Source organism: Sphingobacterium psychroaquaticum, from assembly GCF_900177625.1.
Classification (GTDB): Bacteria; Bacteroidota; Bacteroidia; order Sphingobacteriales; family Sphingobacteriaceae; genus Sphingobacterium; species Sphingobacterium psychroaquaticum.
Genome location: NZ_FXAU01000001.1, coordinates 292560 through 312384 on the forward strand (window position 1 = coordinate 292560; position 19825 = coordinate 312384).

At 44.2% G+C, this 19825-nt stretch carries 10 protein-coding genes; 6 read left to right on the forward strand and 4 right to left on the reverse strand.

The features are described 5' to 3' along the window. The 4 genes from B9Y69_RS19160 to B9Y69_RS01265 all read left to right on the forward strand — a co-directional run. A partial coding sequence (locus B9Y69_RS19160; protein WP_200811726.1) for a hypothetical protein occupies positions 1-487 on the forward strand: 487 nt, incomplete at its 5' end. Positions 488-591: 104 nt separating this feature from the next. Then, a complete protein-coding gene (locus B9Y69_RS01255; protein WP_085471203.1) occupies positions 592-2178 on the forward strand; it encodes a T9SS type B sorting domain-containing protein in 1587 nt (528 codons plus the stop codon). A gap of 135 nt (positions 2179-2313) precedes the next feature. Next, the gene (locus B9Y69_RS01260; RefSeq protein ID WP_085471204.1) at positions 2314-9663 is read left to right on the forward strand and encodes a GEVED domain-containing protein; all 7350 of its coding nucleotides are present in this window, start codon (positions 2314-2316) and stop codon (positions 9661-9663) included. A gap of 732 nt (positions 9664-10395) precedes the next feature. After that, positions 10396-10905 (forward strand): hypothetical protein, encoded by a 510-nt coding sequence (locus B9Y69_RS01265; protein ID WP_085471205.1) that lies wholly within the window; start codon positions 10396-10398, stop codon positions 10903-10905. Between the two features lie 220 nt (positions 10906-11125). On the opposite strand, the gene B9Y69_RS01270 is transcribed toward B9Y69_RS01265, so the two are convergent. From B9Y69_RS01270 to B9Y69_RS01280, 3 genes are all read right to left on the reverse strand, one after another. Then, complete coding sequence (locus B9Y69_RS01270) at positions 11126-13402, reverse strand: cation:proton antiporter (RefSeq protein WP_085471950.1); 2277 nt, start codon at positions 13400-13402, stop codon at positions 11126-11128. 104 nt (positions 13403-13506) lie between these two features. Further along, a complete protein-coding gene (locus B9Y69_RS01275; protein ID WP_085471206.1) occupies positions 13507-14238 on the reverse strand; it encodes a LytR/AlgR family response regulator transcription factor in 732 nt (243 codons plus the stop codon). After that, positions 14204-14953, reverse strand: a complete 750-nt coding sequence (locus B9Y69_RS01280) for a histidine kinase (protein WP_085471207.1) — start codon at positions 14951-14953, stop codon at positions 14204-14206. The genes B9Y69_RS01275 and B9Y69_RS01280 overlap by 35 nt, the downstream gene beginning before the upstream one ends. 364 nt (positions 14954-15317) lie before the next feature. On the opposite strand from B9Y69_RS01280, the gene B9Y69_RS01290 reads away from it, so the two are divergent. Next, positions 15318-18257: a M16 family metallopeptidase gene (locus tag B9Y69_RS01290; RefSeq protein ID WP_085471209.1), complete on the forward strand. Its 2940-nt coding sequence runs from the start codon at positions 15318-15320 to the stop codon at positions 18255-18257. A gap of 64 nt (positions 18258-18321) precedes the next feature. Here B9Y69_RS01290 and B9Y69_RS01295 read toward each other — a convergent pair whose 3' ends face one another. Further along, positions 18322-18819: a ClbS/DfsB family four-helix bundle protein gene (locus B9Y69_RS01295; RefSeq protein WP_085471210.1), complete on the reverse strand. Its 498-nt coding sequence runs from the start codon at positions 18817-18819 to the stop codon at positions 18322-18324. A gap of 204 nt (positions 18820-19023) precedes the next feature. Here B9Y69_RS01295 and B9Y69_RS01300 point away from each other — a divergent pair, with 204 nt between their 5' ends. Next, positions 19024-19647, forward strand: a complete 624-nt coding sequence (locus B9Y69_RS01300; RefSeq protein ID WP_159451784.1) for an RNA polymerase sigma factor — start codon at positions 19024-19026, stop codon at positions 19645-19647. Positions 19648-19825: the final 178 nt, after the last annotated feature.

The following is a 19825-nucleotide window of genomic DNA, read 5'->3' on the forward strand; positions in this document are numbered from 1 at the left end:
CCCAGCGAGCGTAATCCAGAACTTTACGGATATCATTTCAAACGAAGATGTAAAGAATGAGATCATCAATGTAATCAATAATTCAGGTAACGACGGTAACGTAACATTTGACGGATCTGAGTTTACGTATAAAGATGCAAGTGGTACCGTTCACCCAATTGATCTAACGGAGTTAGCACAGATCGATTACAAAGAAGTGATTCAAAATACAGGTCGTAAATGGTTAAGCGGAACAAACGTGAAAGAAATAACATTAACCTTCAACTGGGCACAGCCAAATGTAGAACATGTATTGCCAGCAACAGTTCCTGCAGATATTACCATCATTGGTATTCGTCTGATCAATAAGGCAACAAATAGTGTATCAACAAATTTGGTGAGCTATAATGCGGCAACAAAAACCCTTCTTTTCGGAACGGCGGGATCGGTAGTTGGTGTTCATCCAGCAGGAGAGTACTACCTGATTGTAGAATACGTAGAAAATTAAGATGTACGCCATCTAACATAAGTTTCAAATACTTCGGCAGACCTGCGGTTCGCAGGTCTGTTGAAGTGCTAGAAATCTTGCTAATCATCTACGAAAAGAATATTATGATAAAAAACATAACAATAGGAGCATATATCTTACTTTCCGTATTAGGGGGAAGTAAGATATATGCCCAAAATGGTAGTGGCAGTTCATTTTTAGATAACGGAAGCAAGAAGGTTAGTGCGGGGACTTCAGAGGTTATTTATAGTGAACGACTATATATCGGTCCGGATGCCGAGTGGAAGATGGATGGGGACCTTTATGTGTATAGTAAGCAGGTATGGATTGCGCCAACCGCAAAGTTAACAGGAACTGGAAAGATCATCTTTAAAGATCCGGGTGTAAATCCATATTATCAGGGATGGGGGAAACAAGCTACGTTAATCGACGGGAATGGTGGGGACTATATTGCTGTTAATATCGTTATTGATAACCCATCCAATATTCAATTGGCAAATATCCAGGATCCAGGGTTTGGTATCGGAGGAAACACCGCCAATAATGCCGATTTAAGAGTTGCATCCAATATTGATTTCAATGTGGCTGGCGGCGATATCTTGTTAAATGGTTCGACCCTATACTTGGGGGAGCAAACACAACTACTTAACGCTGGAAGTGAAAAGTACCTCGGGCAATATGTTCGTGGCTTTGTCGTGACCGGAAATAATCCAGCCAGCATGCTTGTGAAGGCGATGAAACTAGGCGAACGCTTCTTGTTCCCTGTTGGAACCAATGAAGACAGCTATAGTCCGGCGATTCTAAAACCAACACAAGCCGTCAACATGCAAGTGGGTGTCGTGGACTATGCGGCAGCTGGTCTGGTCATTGAAAATCCAAATGTTGGCATGGATCGGATATGGAAAATTTTAGGCGATCGGGAGATGCGTGCTGACTATACCTTGGTGCATAATTCATTGACCAATGGAACGGCCTTTGTGGATAGTCGTGCCGAAATTATGCAGTATGCAGGCGGCGATAACTGGATAGGCGATGTTACCCAGGTGGAATCGCAAGGGGTACATACCCGTGAAAAGATGCTGGTCAGTGCCATTCAGACGGCCGAAGCTATTTGGGCAACCAAGTTTAGCATTAGTGGACCTGTGGCCGTGGATGATCAATTTATATTGGCATATGCGGATCGCTATCCAAATAACGAAAACGTCTTTAATATCCTCTTAAACGATTTGGCAGAACAAACACCGATTGTAGCCTCTTCGGTGGAAATTGTGGCAAGACCTTTATATGGTACGGTGACCGTAAATAGCGATGGAACGGTCACATATACACCACAACATGGTTTTGTTGGAGAAGATACATTTGAATACCGTATTACGGACCTACGCGGGAAAACAAGTACGGCGAAGGTGCGGGTAGAGGTGACACCACGTGATATCTTTATTCCAAATGTGTTTACGCCAAACGGTGATGGACACAACGATTACTTCCATATTGTGGGATATGAAAACTACGATTATATCAAACTGATCGTTGTAAACAGGTGGGGGAATGAGGTGTATCGACAAGATCGATACGATAACAGATGGGATGGAAGAGGTTTGAATGAAGGAACCTACTTCTATATTATCGAAGCGGTTAAAGGTGGAAATAAACGTGTCTTTAAAGGAGACGTGTTGATTAAACGCCAATAACTGAGTTTAAATAGACTGTTGTGCTTTTGATAGTGCGTTATCAAAAGTGCAACAGTCAATTTTTGTAAAACACAGGCATGAGATCATTTCGCCTCTTTGTCTTGATAGATGCCTTGCAAATAATAACGACAAACAATGATAAAGGAAAAACCCTACAGTTGTAATTGGAAATACCTGATCACGGTATTTCTATTCATGTTCTTAGGTCCAGGGTATGCAGCGGCCCAAACGGTGCTTACGGAAAGTTTTAGTTATCCGTCAGGAAAGACATTAGTCGGTTACAATTGGACACAGATGAATGCGGGTGCCAATGCGATAACGCTGGTTAAAGGAAACTTGGAATTCAATGGGGCCATTGGAAGCGGTATCGGTAATAAAATAGCGCTGGCGAACAATGGACAAGATTTGTACCGTACTTTTCCGGTGACATCAGCATCGCTTTATAGCGCCTTGGTAGTTAATTTGTCTGCCGCAAATATAACCGGAGACTATTTTTTTGCGTTGGGTACGAATGCGACACCTTTTATTAACGTTGGTGCTAAATTGTATATTCGTCGGAATGGTGCCGGCTTTAGTTTTGGCGTCCTTCGCGGAAACACGGGAACGCCAGTGTATGAATCGACCGTACGACCGTTTAATCAAAATATTCATGTTGTTCTAAAGTACGAGGTCGTAGCGGGTTCAAACAATGACATTGTTAAATTATTTGTTAATCCTTCAACAGGGGATGAACCTGTAACAGCGGATGCAACGTATAATACGATATCTGGGACGGACGGTGCATTATCTGCGATGTGTTTGGTACAAGGGACCGCAGGAAATGCGCCCACTTTGGAGGTCGATAATATTCATCTAAGCAACGACTGGAGTACCGTCATGAATGCAGTCTATGATTACGGCGATGCCCCAAAAAGTTATGACTATACGAAGGATGGTGTTTATGCACCGGCGGTACATAAACCGGTTACCGGGCTAATGCTGGGTACTTTAAAACCAGATCTGGAGCTTTTGCCGCATAGTGTGTTGGCTGATGCAAGCAATAATTACGATAAAGGGGACGGTCTGGATGAAGATGCCTTGGATGCTGGTGCGATTCCTAAAGTACGTAAAGGGGTAGCCTATAGCCTTGATGTGCCCGTAAGGAACGGTTCAACCGCAACAAAATATCTATACGGTTGGATCGATTTTAATAACGATGGCAAATTCCAGTTGGAAGAAATGGCCAATATCGAGGTCTCTTTTACGACGACGGGAGCTAGTATACAGACATTGAATTGGAATAACACGAAAACTGGGATGATTCCTACCGATACGCGTAAACTCTATATGCGCTTGCGCTTATCGGACCGTTCCTTGTACGATTTCACAACGGCTGCTAGTGGTGGTGCTTTGATCGATGAGCGCAGCATAGGAAGTGGCGCATTTGGAACATCTCTTGAAATAGATAACGCTTTTATTGCAGGTGGAGAGGTGGAGGATTACCAGATTGATGTGGTAAAGACCTTTGATTTCGGTGATTTGCCGGAAAGTTTTGAAAAAGATAAAGATGGCAACTACCGCCCTGCGCTTCACGCGCCATTTACGGGTTTTACGCTCGGTAGTCAGATCGATGTAGAAGATAAAGCAGCGTCGGTGTCTCCCGATGCAGAGAACAACACGCAGGGGGATAATGCTTTGGGATTGGCGGATGAAGACGCCTTAAAAAAGCTGGTGAGTGTAAGTCCAGGGGCTACGTACAGCATCGCTGTGCCGGTTAATATACCAGAAGTGTTGGGGACGAACTCAAAATATGTATACGGTTGGCTGGATCTCAATGGGGATGGAAAATTCCAGGTCGGAGAGGTGGCGACAGCGGGTACGACCGGATATGGTGCACTTTCATTAACTGTAACCTGGACGGCGGCTCAAACCGCACAAATTACGGCTGGTCGAGAAACGATTTATTTGCGGTTACGCTTGTCTAATCTGGCGTTAAATGATTTTATAACAACAGGAAGTGGAGGAGACTTAATTGATGAAAGAAGCGTGGGCAATGGTGCATTTTCGACTGCAAGTGCCGTAAATAATCCCACGATCGCTTTTGGTGAGGTAGAGGATTATCAAGTACCGATTGGATGGTATGATTTCGGCGATGCGCCAGTTTCTTACGATCAGAATAGCAACGGAGTAACCGTGCCTGCTCGACATATGGCCCATAATGGCGTTCGTATAGGCAAGCTGGTTGATAATGAGAAGACCCCGCTTCGCGTAGAACCCCAAATGGATAATAATGGAGATAATGGCGATGGAGCAGACGAGGATGGACTTACGGAGCTTCCGATCATTATCCAAGGTGCTCCGTTTAGTTTTGATATTCCGGTAGAAACTACTGTGGCGGCCAATGTTATAGCCTGGATCGATTTTAATGGTAATGGACGGTTTGAGGCGAATGAAGCCGCTTATACCTTAGCGACAGGTGCTGTTACGGGGTATCAAACGGTCGCGACTGGTTCTTCCACCAAAACTTTTTGGTTTCGAGGTAGCCAAACGAATATGATCCCGGACGGAATGGATCAGGTGTATGTACGTATTCGTTTGGCACAAGTGGCCGGAGCGGATAATGCTGCAACTAACGATGTGGACGAACGTGCAATTGGTGACGGATTAAATACCGGGGTGTACAATGTGCCGTATTACGGTGAAGTGGAAGATTATCGCTTTAGTGTGATCCGCGATTTGGATTATGGTGATGCACCCGCGAGCTACAATATGGACAAAGATGGGACCGATCCAGTGATAAACCTGAAACCAGCCCGAAATTTACCAAATGATAAGTTACAGCTGGGAAGGCGCTTTACCGTGGAAGAAAATCCACTGTCCGTCGCAATGGGAGCGGATAATAATAACCCGAATGGGGATGGTATTTCCGATGACGGTCTACAGAATGAGCAATTATTCTTAAATGCGAGTGCAATTAATAATTTTTCTGTTGCGGTAACAAATACAACGGGGGCTGCAGCAACCTTATACGCATGGATCGATGTAAACAATAACGGTCGATTTGAAGCTTCCGAGTTCAGTTCTGTTTCTGTGCCTACGGATGCAGATTTAGTTACGTTGAGCTTTACCGCAGCACAAGCTAAAGCCATAGCAGCGACAACCAACAAAGTGTATATGCGTTTGCGCTTGGTGCAACCCAATGTGGAGGTTGCTATTGGTGACCTAACGACAGGAACCAATGCTTTGGTTGTCGATGAACGGGCTATTGCCGATGGATTACCTTCAGGTGTATTCACATCGGTGTCTGCCGGCGAGGTAGAAGATTACCAGTTGACGGTTATCCGAGATTTTGGGGATCTACCCGTCAGTTACGAATATGGTAGGCCAGCTTTCCATACCAATACCTTTGTTCCGCAGTTAACAATTGGAAAGGAGATTGATTTTGAACTAGCCAATACCCCGGTAAATGCAGGTGCCGATAATAATGGCTTAAATGGGGACGGCGTCGATGAGGATGGTTTAGCGCTTATTCCAACCGTATATAGTGGGCTGCAATTCTCTCTTAAAGTGCCGGTGACATCACAGACGGCTGGAACCAAACATTTGTATGGTTGGATCGATTTTAATGGTGATGGCATCTTTAACGGAAATGAAGCTGCTTATATTCAGACTGCGGCTGTTGCGAATGCGACGACAGATTTTACCCTGACTTGGGTGGCCGCAGCAACAGCATTGCTCGCTCCTGAAGTAATTGATGCAGGGAAAGTATATGCCCGCTTGCGATTAAGCGATGTGGCATTACCGGCAAATAGCAATAATTTGTTTCCATCATTAATTGATTCAAGAAGTTATGGGGCTGGAAATAATACGTTGGGCGAAGTAGAGGACTATCAATTTTTGGTGACAACAAATTTGTACGATTTTGGCGATGCACCCATGAATTTTGATCGGAATAAGGATGGGGAAGTGGTCGCTGCGCGACAAACGATTTCCACGGCATTACGCCTTGGGAAAACAGTCGATATAGAGGAGATTCCGGCTTATGTAATAGATGACGCGGATAACAACGGTCTATTGGGCGATGGTGCAGATGAAGATGGAATCGAAGAGCTTGTACCTGTTTACCGCGGTAGCGATTATTATGCCAATGTTAATGTTTTTAATAAAACAGGCGCTGCACGAACCTTATATGGTTGGATTGATTTTAATAATAACAAACGTTTTGAGGCCTCTGAGGTGGCTATATTTTCCGTGCCTTCTGCTGATACACAGCAACGGGTCACATTGAAGTGGACCGCTGGATCGGGGACTACTAATGCAATTCCTATTGATGCAGAAAACCTGTATATGCGTTTGCGTATATCGGAAGGTACGCTTACGGATCTGACCTCTGGTGCCAATGCTGCGGTAGTCGATGAACGGGCTATTGCTGATGGATTTAGTACCGGTGTCTATGGGGCAATTCAACCTGGCGAGATTGAAGACTATAGGGTAAATGTGGGATGGATGTATGATTATGGCGATCTAGCGAATAGTTATGAAATAAATCGAGATGGCGCGACTGTGCCGGCTCAACATATACCAAGTGTCGGTTTATTTATTGGAGATTCTTACCCAGATGGGGAAGGTAAAAAGCAAGTGGAGGAAGGTACCGCTAATGGGGACAATATTACAGGTATAGATGATGAAGGGGGAATGGAGATCCTTCCGATTCTTGCTGGTGGAGGAGCCGGATACTCACTGTCTGTAAAAGTAACTAATAAAACGGGGGGGGCAAAAATCCTGTATGCATGGATTGATTTTAATGGCAACGGACGGTTTGAGGCAGGTGAATTTGCATGGACCTCGGTTCCAGCTAATGCAACGTTGGTAGCATTAAGCTGGACTGCGGCACAAGCTAAAATTGTGGGTACACCGAGTCAGTTGGCCTTACGTTTGCGTTTGTCCAATACGGCCTTGGCAGACTATACAACAGCGCCAACAGGGGCACTAGTAGACGAACGGGCTATTGGTGATGGCTTAAGCACTGGGCTGTATGGTACGACAGTTATTGGAGAGGTAGAGGATCATTTTATTGCGGTGACGAATAATTTAGATTACGGTGATGCGCCGATTAGTTATGATCAACCTGGAGGAACTTTCTTGCCGGCTCGGCACGCGCTAAGTCCGACACTCCGTATGGGACTATCGGTAGATGATGAACCTTCGGCACAAAATGTGATAAAAGGATCGGATAATAATGGACTTAATGGGGATGGAATTGATGAAGATGGGATTAATCCAGCGGATCATATTATTCAAGCAAGTACAGATTTTGTGCTTCCAGTTAAGGTGACAAACACGACAGGGGCAATAAAAAATTTATATGGTTGGATAGACTTTAACCGAAATGGAGTCTTTGATATAGGAGAGGTGAAAGGCTTCGCCGTACCAACAGGAATGGTGAATGGTATCATAGATCTAACCTGGCCGGCAGCGGTAACCGGTGCTTTAGATCGGTCGGACAATGTGTATCTACGCTTGCGTTTATCAGGTCTAGTGCTCAGTGACAATACTGCCACTACGTACGATGAACGAGCCTACGCGGACGGACTTACAACAGGTGCGTATGGTTTAGCGCCATCTATTGGAGAGATCGAAGACTACAGTTTAAGTGTAAATTGTACCGGCTTAAAAGTCTTTAATAAAAATGGGGGCTTAACAGCAACCGATGGCTTGAAGATACAGATGTCGGGTGCCGGAAATTTACAGATATACCGTGAAAACAGACAACAGATCTATGCAAGTAGCTTGGATGCAACGTTAGGCTTGTACAATCATCCAGGTACACAACATGGTCTGGTATTGTCTATTGGAAATAGTACCTATACGACAGCTACGCTGGTAGCAACGGGTAAAACGCAAGGGGCTAATCCCTTGGTATTATCAAACACCTGTATAGATGAACTCGGACCGGATGGTGGAGCGCAAAAAAATACCATTCGCATGAAGGTTCCGCATAACGGTTTGGATTATTTTTTGACTGTTACCTATACCTATACGGCTCCCGAGTGGTTAATGGGCGTTACCTATGAAGTAGAAATCCCGGAAGGAAACCGGGAAAGCGTTAAATTAGCACATGGTTGGGATACCTATTTGTCTGGTGGTGATCAAGGACCCGGTTTTGTCAACGGTAAAGCACCCTATTACACCATGGGGGTCGTGAAAACAGATGCTTTTGAAGCCTTTCGATATAAATCTGGTGTACCTTGGTCGGGTTATTATTCGGGATTGTATAGTGGATTACCTGGAAATCTAGGAGCAGACGCTGTCTTTAAGAATCATATCAATGCGGCAGCAGCTACAGACAATGGTATTGGTATATCGATCGATTTTGGTAAGGTTCCGGGAACTTACTCGAGTACCAATGAGTTAATCTTCCGTTGTGATGCGCCAACGGGGGCACCGACATTATCGCCAGGGTACATCAACATCGGATGTGGAAAATATACAGCGGATTTAACGACGCTTTATACCGGTACATTACCAAAGAATGTGATCCTAAGATGGTTCGATAAAGTTACTGGGGACGAAGTTAATCCGCTTGAAGTAGGTGTGGGCTTGTATGAGGTGGAGTACGTGGATACGGTAAATAATTGTACCTCACCAAGAGCAATGGCAACAGTAACCAAAACTACACCGGATATTCAGGAAATCACACCATTGTCTCAAGTGGTATGTCAATTTGGTGATGTAAGTAGTTTGGTGGCGACGGTAACGGGTGGAGAATTGACCTATCAGTGGTATGCAAATACAACCAAAAGTACCGAAGGAGGTGTGCCTATTGCCGGTGCAACACAGCCTATCTTTACACCGTCTAGTAATGTGCGCGGAACATTTTACTACTATTTGGGGCTTAGCAATACATATTGTACGACCTTCTCGGAAGTGGTAACGGTCATTGTAGATGCACCAACTATTACTGGTGAAGCGGAAGTGGGGGTCGGAAGAAAGACACAACTTACAGGTAGTGGCAATCCGGCCGATGTAACGCCTTGGGTTTCTTCAGATCCTACGATTGCAACCATTTCTGATCATGGATTGGTAACGGGACATAAGTATGGTGAAATAACGATAACGTATACGAATGCCGAAGGATGTTCATCGACATTTGATATGGTGGTGGGATCTGCACCTTGTTACCTTCCGGGGATCGTAACAGGTACTGCATTGGGTAGCTATGTAGGGTATACCACGCTAGGACGTGCCGGTGCTATCGATGGCGATAATTGGCCGATGGTACGTACGGGTGCATGGTTGGTCCTGGAATCAAAAACGAAAGGATTTGTATTGAATCGCCTTCCTTTTGATAGCAATGGTAATCCAATCGGTATTCCGGAAGCACACTTCGTGGAAGGGATGATGGTATATGATACGACAAACAATTGTTTGAAAGTATATACGTCAGCAGATGCAGGTGTTACCTATAAATGGTTCGAAATGGGCGTACAAGGTTGTCCGGAGTAGTTGGTGGTTCGTAGATTGTAGTTGGTGGTTAATAGGGAGTATACGAAGTTGCTAGTAAGGAGTAGTTAGTAGATAGTGGTTAGTAGTTGGTGGTTAGTTGGGAGTAGTTGGTAGATAGTGGTTCGTAGTTGGTGGTTAGTTGGGAGTAGTTGGTAGATAGTGGTTAGTAGTTGGTGGTTAGTAGGGGGTATACGAAGTTGCTAGTAGAGAGTGTGAAGTAGTGAGTAGTAGAGCCACAAACCCCGAAGGGCTCAGCGCAGCTAAATTTTGTGGCTGAGCCTTTTGGGGGACTGACTGTACGTACGTACTTGTGCTGCTGTAACTGACTTTAGTCGCTATACTGTAGGGGCTACCCTTATGGTCGCCCTTACTTTGTCCTTTGTTGGTCACATCGCTGGCGCAAGCCTTCGGCTCGTGTCCCGTTCTGGTTATTACAAGACAAGTCCGAGCGACAAGCCTGCCTGCGATAGGCAGGCTCGAACTAGCGCAAGAAAACTCCGTGCTGGCGCGAGCTTTCAGCTCGTGTCCTAATTGTCTAGACTTCCTTCTCGTTACGACGAAGAGGCACGACGCGGCGATCTATTAGTAGAAAAATAAGCACATCGCTGGCGCGAGCTTTCAGCTCGTGTCCTAATTGTCTAGACCTCCTTCTCGTTACGACGAAGAGGCATGACGCGGCAGTCTAGTAGAAAAAAATAAACATATCGGCTTGCCGATACAAACAATAGAATAATGAAAAACATACTTTTGTTCGTCCTGCTATCGGCAGGAGTAAGCTTAAAAGCACAGGTATTGATCAGTAAGGATAAAGCTGAGAATGCATCGGTATCCCTTTCTTTTGGAAATACCGAAAACAAAGGCCTTGTATTGCCTTATGTCGAAAATAAAAGTGGTATTACCGAAAATGGAACAATCATCTTCGATGCCACAGACAAGAAAGTAAAGTACCTGAAAGAAAACAGCTGGTTCGATTTGACCATGGATGATACAGGCATGGTCGATGTTTCCATCCAAACGGCAAAGACCGAAGTGGCCGGATCCAAAGTGAGTGTTGGAGAAGCTACAGCGACCGATGGTGTCTTAGTCCTAGAAGAATCCGACAAAGCGATGGTCTTGCCTAAAGTAGCGGAACCACACCTTAACATCATCAATCCGAGTCCTGGCATGATGGTTTACGATACGAAAAACAAACTACTTTGTGTTTATAACGGCACCGTATGGACGTTTTGGGGCGCAAAATAGTCTCACTTTTGGCTCTTTTACTGTTAAGTTGAGCCTTTCTAGGGTAGGCAGGCGGGTAGAAACATGGGGTTAACTATCTTTTACATAAAAGACTCACCATGATCCCGCCTCATCGTCATCGCGAGGAGGCACGACGCGGCAATCTTTATCCAATGATAGATTGCCGCGTTTTGTTTTTTACAACCAACTACAAACTACCAACTACCAACTACCAACCAACCTACTCCCGTTCCTTAATCAAGAGCGTAGACGGAATATGCGAAAGCCATATATTCTTCTCATCAAACAGCTGACGCCAGCTCTCCATACTTAACAACACCAAATCCTGCGACGCCAATAGTTCGTTGTCAATTTCACGGTTCTCATACCGCGAAATGTGGTTCGGTGCCACTTGCTCCACCGCACGAATCAGCTCCATCGTCGCGGTACTCTTTGGAACCAAGCTGTGCGGGTCAAGTATAATTACTTGCGACTGTGCATTATGGATAAACTTCTGTGCATACTTGACCAGTGCCAAATCGTTGGCTGTAAAAATCGGCAGTAAGATATGATCCACCTTTTCGAATTTCTTGTCGATAAAGACACCGACAGATATTTTCGCCCGGTGCAGGATTTGCTGTGTACTGTAGGAGAACATCGGATTTTCCAACAGACTTTCCTTACCCATCACCTGATAGATCAGCTTCTCCGGGTTGATAATACGCGTGGTAAAGCCGAAAATTTTACCCAATACACTACCCTCGTAGATGGATTGTCCGACACCGATCAGCAAGAGGTCGTAAGGCCCTTCATTCGCAATATCCACCACCTCGGACTCCATATTGTTTGCCGCCTTAAAGAGCGTTGTAATCTTTTGATTGATCTGTTTTGACTCGTCAATGATGGGTTCGAAAGTTTCCATTTCATATTGATCGGCATTATACTGGTGCAGGTCATTGGTTGGGGTTAAGTGCATCGCCGTGATCGAAGAGCTCTTATCCAATTTTTTAACCAAGCCGTGGGCTAAACGAAGTAGGCTTCGGGCACGTTCCGGGTTACCAAAGGAGATCAAAATATTATACTTACCCACCATGCTGATTTCGTCCGGGATAATCGTGTCTTTTTTATGGAAGATTTTATTGATGAGATCCAGGGCAGGGCCCGTCATAAAGGTGGTGACCAAAGCCATAATAACCATCATCGCAAAAATCTCCGGAGAAAGAACACCCAGATCGTAACCGATATTCAGAACCACCAACTCCATCAAACCACGTGTATTCATCAGCGCCCCGATGGTTAAGCTATCCTTCCAGTTCTGTCCGACAAAACGAGCCGCCAAGGCACTGCCGACAAATTTACCGACTACGGCAACCAGAATAATCAACCCCGCTACCTGCCATAAATAAGGCTCATCTAAAAGGCCGATCTGCGTACGTAAACCGGTATATACAAAGAATAAAGGCAGCAGTAATACCAAGGCTACATCCTCTACTTTCTCAATAAATATATTTCTGAATTTATTGTTCTCCGGCATAATGGCGCCCGCCATAAAAGCGCCAAACAAGGCATGGATACCGATAACTTCCGTCAGGTAAGCGGAGATAATCAAAGTAAGGAAAAAGATGGCTACGATCGGTTTACTGAGGTTCTCCCGGGTCGCATGCATATCACCGATACGCTTTAAGAAGGGCCGAACGAGTTTCACCATGAGGAAAACGTACCCCACGGCGAGGACAATGATATAAAGGGAGCTCCAAAAGGAACCCGCCTTAACGATGGCAATCACGGCAGCCAGGATACACCAGGCGGTAATATCATCCGCTGCCGCACAGGTAATGACAATGGTACCTAGTTTCGTCTTTTGCAGATTCCGTTCCTGGACGATTCGCGCCAACACCGGAAAGGCGGTGATGCTCATGGAGATACCGATAAAGAGGGCGAAGGAAGAAAATTCTACCCCCATGGGTGCAAAAGTGCTGTAAATAATATAGGCTAAGCCGACACCCAAAGCGAAGGGAAAGATAATACTGGCATGGCTGATGACGATCGCATCATGGGCTTTGTTTTGCAGCACTTTCAGATCTAGCTCCATCCCGATAATAAACATAAAGAGGATCAATCCAATCTGGCTCAAAAACTGTAGGTTACTCAGCGATGCTACCGGAAATAACGCAGCCGAAAACTCGGGGAAGTACATCCCGAGAAAGGAGGGACCTAAAGCAATCCCGGCAATAATTTCTCCGATAACAGTAGGCTGACCTATTTTTTTGAACAACCAACCAAATACGCGTGCGACCAGGATGATGATGATAATCTGTGCCAGAAGGATGGCGAGTGGATGTTGCAGGTTGTGAAGTAAGGTCAGGATAAACTCCTCCCACTGACTTTTTCCGGATCTTTCGGTCGCAATCTGACGACCGACCTCCATACCTGTCCCTTTGCTGATAATCCAATAGATTAAAAGCGAGAAACTACCGATAATACCGATATAGAATATACTGCTTTTTATATTTTTCATAAGACCTGTTCTGTTTGATGCGAACATCGAGGTTGGAAAAATAAAACAATTCTAGGTTTTATCCGGTACGGGTGTAATAGAAAGGGGAAAAAATGTAATAAAACTTAAAAGGCGACCTTCTGCAGGAAGTCCGTCTTAAACTTTTCGCCTAAAATGAAGGTTTTATTTCCTTGCTCTCCGGCTAGCGTGCTGGTAATCTCTTCGTGGGAGAAAGAGGAAACCAGGCGCATGGCAATCACCTCCTTTTTGTTGACCCTGCAAAAGGCGTCGGTGGGTAGGAGCGCTATCAACTGTGCGAAGGATATGTTTTTAAGTGTTACTTCACTGTGATCCGACAGGTATACCACCTTGTCGCGACTATCTAGATCTGCGGTGCGGATATAACAGATTTGATCGAAGTACAACAACAGCTTACCCTTGTCGCTGTTGACTGGTACGAAAGTCTTGGGGGCAGGAGCCACTTTCTTAGGGCGTTGCAACTTGACTTTCGCAATGGCTTGTTGTAGGCGATCCAGCTTGAGTGGTTTCCGCAAGTAATCGATGGCATGCAGGTCGAAGGCATCTGCGGCATAATCCGAATAGGCCGTCGTGAAAATCACCGCTTTGCCCTGGAGCCGCTCGGCGAGCTGCAAGCCATTGACCTCCGGCATCTCAATATCGGTGATGAGTAAGTCAAAATCTAGCGCCTCCGGGGCCTCCAGATCTGCAAGTAGTTTGGTTGCTGCATTGTATACCTTGACGACCTCCAACGCCGGAATCTGCTCACACAGCAGCTTTAAATAGGTTAAGCTTGGAAGCTCATCATCGAGCAGCAAGCATTTTAGCTTTGTGTTCAAGTAGATTGATTTTTAAGTGCGTAATATAGACATCGTTCTCGATAAACTTATCGAGCTTATAGTTTTCTTTATAAATAATTTGCAGACGTTGCTCTAATATTTTACCCCCAAGGCCTTGCTTTTCCTTCTTTAAAGGCTGTTTGTTAGATATCTTATTGGCTACCGTTAGCATAAAGTTATTCTCCTTAAATTCGAATGTAATGGAGATAAAAGCATTTGGACTTTGCAGATCCGCATGTTTAAAAGCATTTTCGATGAGGTCAATACTCACCATTGGGGTCATCAGGTGCTGATGGTATAAAGGTTCATTTTCATTGATCTTTTTCTTGACCTTGAGTTCAAAAAGCGGGCTTAGCTTGATGCGGTAAATCTCAATCAGACTCAAGGCGAAGGCTATCTCCTGCTGGGGTGTTACATATTGCTTTTTGCTTTCGTATAGGATATAATCGAGCACACTGGATAAAGAATCGAGCGAATGGTAGGTTTGGTAGGCATGCGATTGGATCGCGTTAAGGACATTTTTAAACAGGTGTGGATTTAGCTTATTGTCAATGTCAGAAAGCTGCTGGGCGTATACCTGTCCTTCCAAGCGTGAAAGTTGCAGCTGCATGGCGTTGTTCTTTTTATTTGCTTTACCTAACTGAATCGCCAAAACCACCACTACAAGGACAGCAAGAAGTAGGGCAAGGCAGAAATATAATGTGATGTCTTCCATAGGTAATTCGCTCTTTCAGCTATCGAAAATACATCTTTTTTGTGAAAACCGGATGGATGAGATAGTTAGTTGTTGGTAGGGAGTAGTTGGTGGTTAGTTGTTGGTAGTTGGTAGTTTGTGGAGCGTGCAAAGTAGAGAGAACTGAGTACTTCTACTTTGTACTTGAAATTTCCAACTTTGCCCCAATCCCCCTGCACTTTCCGAAATATTTTTTGTTTAAGTTTTGTTTTTAATAAAAAATACAGAATATAAAGAATGTTTTTGCCTATTGCATAATTAAAATGGTAACTTAGTGGTTTACAAATAGTACCTACTACTTTGTATACCCTACAGCGTTCTAGGTACCCCCTAACTGAATTCATTTATGAAAAGATTATTTAAGTCAATCTTTGTCGTTTCTTTTATTCTTGCTACGAGTGGTGTTGCCTTAGGGCAGCAGAAGTTCGAGTGGAAAGAGGCGTCCGAAGGTGGATATAGCTACAAATACGTTGCTAATGATCCAACACAATCCCGATTTTATACCTTAAAGAACGGTCTTACCGTTATTTTGAGCCCAAGTAAAAAAGAACCACGGATCCAGACTTATATTGCCACAAAAGCGGGTAGTAAGACCGATCCGAAAGATCATACCGGGTTAGCCCATTACTTGGAACACATGCTGTTCAAGGGAACAGATAAGTTCGGATCCCTCGACTGGAGCAAAGAGAAACCACTATTAGACCAGGTTGATGCCTTGTATGAACAGTACAATTCGACAACGGACGAAGCAAAGCGTACCGCGATATATAAAAAGATCGATAGTGTTTCTGGCGAGGCGGCTAAGTTTGCAATTGCCAATGAATACGATAAGATGATGAGCAATATGGGAGCGGATGGTACCAATGCGTTCACTTCCTTTGAGCAAACCGTGTATATCGAAGATATTCCAAATAATGTGGTCGATAAGTACCTGGCTGTGCAGAGTGAACGTTTTAGAAATCCAATTTTACGTTTGTTTCATACAGAGTTAGAGGCGGTTTATGAAGAAAAGAATATGGGATTGGATAACGACGGACGGAAGTCTATTGAGGCGATGTTCGAATCGTTATTTCCGGGTAATAATTACGGTCGTCAAACGGTAATCGGTACGATCGAACACCTGAAAAATCCATCGTTAAAAGCAATTCGTGAATATTTCAACACGTATTACGTGCCGAATAATATGGGAGTGATTATGGCGGGCGATTTTGATCCAACAACGATGGTGAAGAAGATCGATGCCGCTTTTGCTTACATGCAACCAAAAACCATTCCGCCATACACGTTCGACAAAGAAGCGGAGATTACCAAACCAATTATTCGCGAAGTAAAAGGTCCGAATTCAGAATTTATGTTTATGGGTTTCCGTTTTCCGGGAGCAGCACATAAAGATGCGCAGATGCTGAATTTAATGGGTAATATTTTGACTAACGGTTCGGCAGGTTTGATCGACTTAAATTTAGTGAAATCCCAAAAGTTATTAGGCGCAGCGGCTTTCCCGTATGTGTTGAAAGATTATTCCATGTTGATTTTGCAAGGAAATCCTTCGCAAGGACAATCCTTGGAACAAGTACGTGATCTGCTATTGGGTGAGTTACGTAAGCTTAGAAATGGGGAATTCTCGGAAGACCTTATTACCTCTATTGTAAACAATGAGCGTCGGTCACAAATCTCCCGCAATGATAGCTACTCCAGCCGTGCAGAAGAGCTGATGTCTGCCTTTACATCGGAATTGGATTGGGCCAATGAGCTCGGCTATACGGAACGTCTAAAAGGGGTGACCAAGCAGGATGTTGTTGATTTTGCGAATAAGTACTTGAACGACGAAAATTTTGTCATTGTTTATAAGCGTCAAGGTGTCGATGAGAATGTGGTAAAAGTGGTGAAACCTACGATTACCCCAATTAGCGTCAATAGAACCGATCAGTCTGCATTCTTGACCCAAGTAAACAACATGCCAGAAGCGGCTATTGAGCCGGTTTGGGTAGACTATAATAAAGATATCCAAAAGAATGCGGGTAAGGATGTAGAGGTTCTTGCGGTAAAGAATAAGGACAATGAATTGTTCAGTATGGTGTACCGTTTTCAAACCGGACGGTGGAATAATAAACTGCTTGGTATTGCGACGGATTACATGAAGTTCTTGGGAACGAAAGCTAAATCGAGTGAAGAATTCAGTAAAGAGTTTTACAAGCTGGCTTCTGATTTCTCCGCTTCTTCGGGCGCCGAAGAGACGAATATTTCAATCTCGGGATTGAATAGTAACTTTGATAAAACGGTGTTGTTGATTCAAGACCTACTTCGTAACTGCGTGGTGGATGAAGTGGCGTTTAAAGCGTACATCGGACGGATGAAGCAATCTCGTGAGAATGCGAAAAAGAATAAGAGTTCGATTATGGAAGGTCTACGCTCGTATGCGAAGTATGGAGCTAAGAACCCATTTAATTACACCTTTACGGATGCCGAATTGGATCAGCTGAAAGCTGAAGATTTGGTTAAAGCATTACACGACTTTGCAAATATGAAGCATACGGTACTTTATTTTGGACCACGCTCGTTATCTGAGTTAACGGCTTCATTGCCGGCATTGAAAGTTTCGAAAAGTGCCTTTATCGTACCTGCTGCGGGAGAACAGTTTAAGGAGCTTCCAACGGAGACCAATAAAGTATTGTTTGCAAATTATGATATGAAGCAAGCGGAAGTTTTCTGGTTCAGAAATTCTGATTTATACAACAGCAGCCGTACACCAACGATCTCGTTGTTCAACAACTATTTTGGGGGTGGTATGGGAAGTATTGTTTTCCAAACCATCCGTGAATCAAAAGCGTTGGCTTACTCCACGTATGCATTCTTCGGACAGCCACAGAAGAAAGAGAATCACTACAGCGTGGGTGCTTATGTCGGTACGCAGGCTGATAAATTCAAGGAAGCGGTGAACGGGATGAACGAATTGTTAACGACATTACCAGAATCGGCAGCGGCCTTGGAAACAGCGAAGACTAGTTTGGTGAAATCGATCGCAAGCGAGCGTATTACGAATTCCGCCGTGTTGAATAGCTATATGGCTGCAAGACGTTTAGGAAATACCACAGACATCCGTAAAGCGGTGTACGAGCAAGCGCCGAAGTTAACTTTTCAGGATTTGAAATCTTTCCATGGTAAAGAGATGAGCAGTAAACCGTATGTATACTGTGTTGTTGCTGACGAGAAAGGTTTGGACCAAGCTGAACTTGAAAAAATAGGAACAGTGAAAAAGCTTACCCTCGAGGAGATTTTCGGTTACTAATAATAGCAGATGTAAATCGTATAGGGGCTTTCTGTTGTATTTTCGAATACAGCAGAAAGCCTTTTTATTTGGTTCCTTTTTTGATGAGTCGTAAGGCCCATTCATAGTGGCTGCATGTTGCCGATATCAGGTATTGGCCGAGTGAACTGGTGCCGGTCCAGCCATAGCGCTTTTTAGTGAAGAGCTCTTCTTCACTGTGGGCCGCAAGGATGATCTGTACTTCCTGGTAGGAGTTAAGAAGCAGCTTTTGTATGTCAGATAATGGCGTTTGGCTGTATTTTTCTTGAATCATACGATTTAAATCGGGGGTAGTCTTCCATGTATATCCCTCCGCCGGCATAATGGGTTTCCTACCTGCCATCCCTTCTTCATACCAACGCAAAAACAGCAGATGCCAGGCATGGATGTGCCCCAGCACATCGCGGATATTTCGATTCATGTACTGCGCCGGAAATGCATGCTGCTGCTCTGCCTCGGAAAGACCGGCGATAAAAGATTGCAGATCGGCAAAACTTTTTTCACTCTGCTGGACTAAATCTGTCTTATTTTTTGGTCGCGCCATGGTGTTGTCGTTAGGTGCATGAAAGATAATGTTTTTTTAGAGATGATAGCGTAGTTGGTGGTTGGTAGATTATAGTTTGTAGTTGTTTGTTTGTGGTTTGTAGGAAGTAGTCTAACGATAACACTTTGATTATTTGTAGTTAACATGTTGTTAATAAGAGTTCTATTCCTTTGTGAGGAAAGATTAACCAATACAAGGAAGCAGATGTCGACTATTAAACAGGAAAACTTGAAAGATTATTGGAAAGTATTTGTGCGTAGCGAATCGGAGGAAGCTTTTTATCAGGTATATCAGTATTACCACCATTACCTTACCTTTGTTGGCCTGAAGCGAGGTTTTCCTATCGAACAAGTTCAGGATGTCGTTAACGATGTGTTTCTATATATCTGGGAGAACAAAGCCAATAATGGTCATATCCTGAATCATCACAACTATCTGGTGACGATGTTTTTGAGAGCTCTTTTTCGGAAGCAGGGGATGGGTGAAAATATTCTTTTTACCGACGAGGAGCTTCATGAAGAAAATGCAGTCAGCCCGTCGGTTGAAGAAGGCATTATCCAACGTTCGATCGAAGATACCGTAGGGGAATTGGTGAAGGATAAAATGGATCAGCTGGGCGAAAAACAACGACTGCTTATCTATCAAAAGTTTTATTTGGGACTTTCCTACGAAGAGATTGCCCGAACAAATCAGATCTCTATACATACCGTTTATAATACCATTTACAAGTCAGTTGATAAACTACGCAACCTATTAAGCCGCGAACAGGAAGCTTTCCTGCGGGTAGCGATCGGGGCGTTATCGGTTCTCCTCTATTCCGGATTTTAGTCTCCTCTATGCCGGAGGGGCATCTTACTTTTGAGCCAAACTACAATCTATCTAACTACAAACTACAAACTACCAACTACTATCTACCAACTTACTACCCCACGCTGGCGCGAGCCTTCGGCTCGTGTCCTGTTTTACTTGTCCCTTCTATTTATGATGGTATATAGGTCCGAGCTAC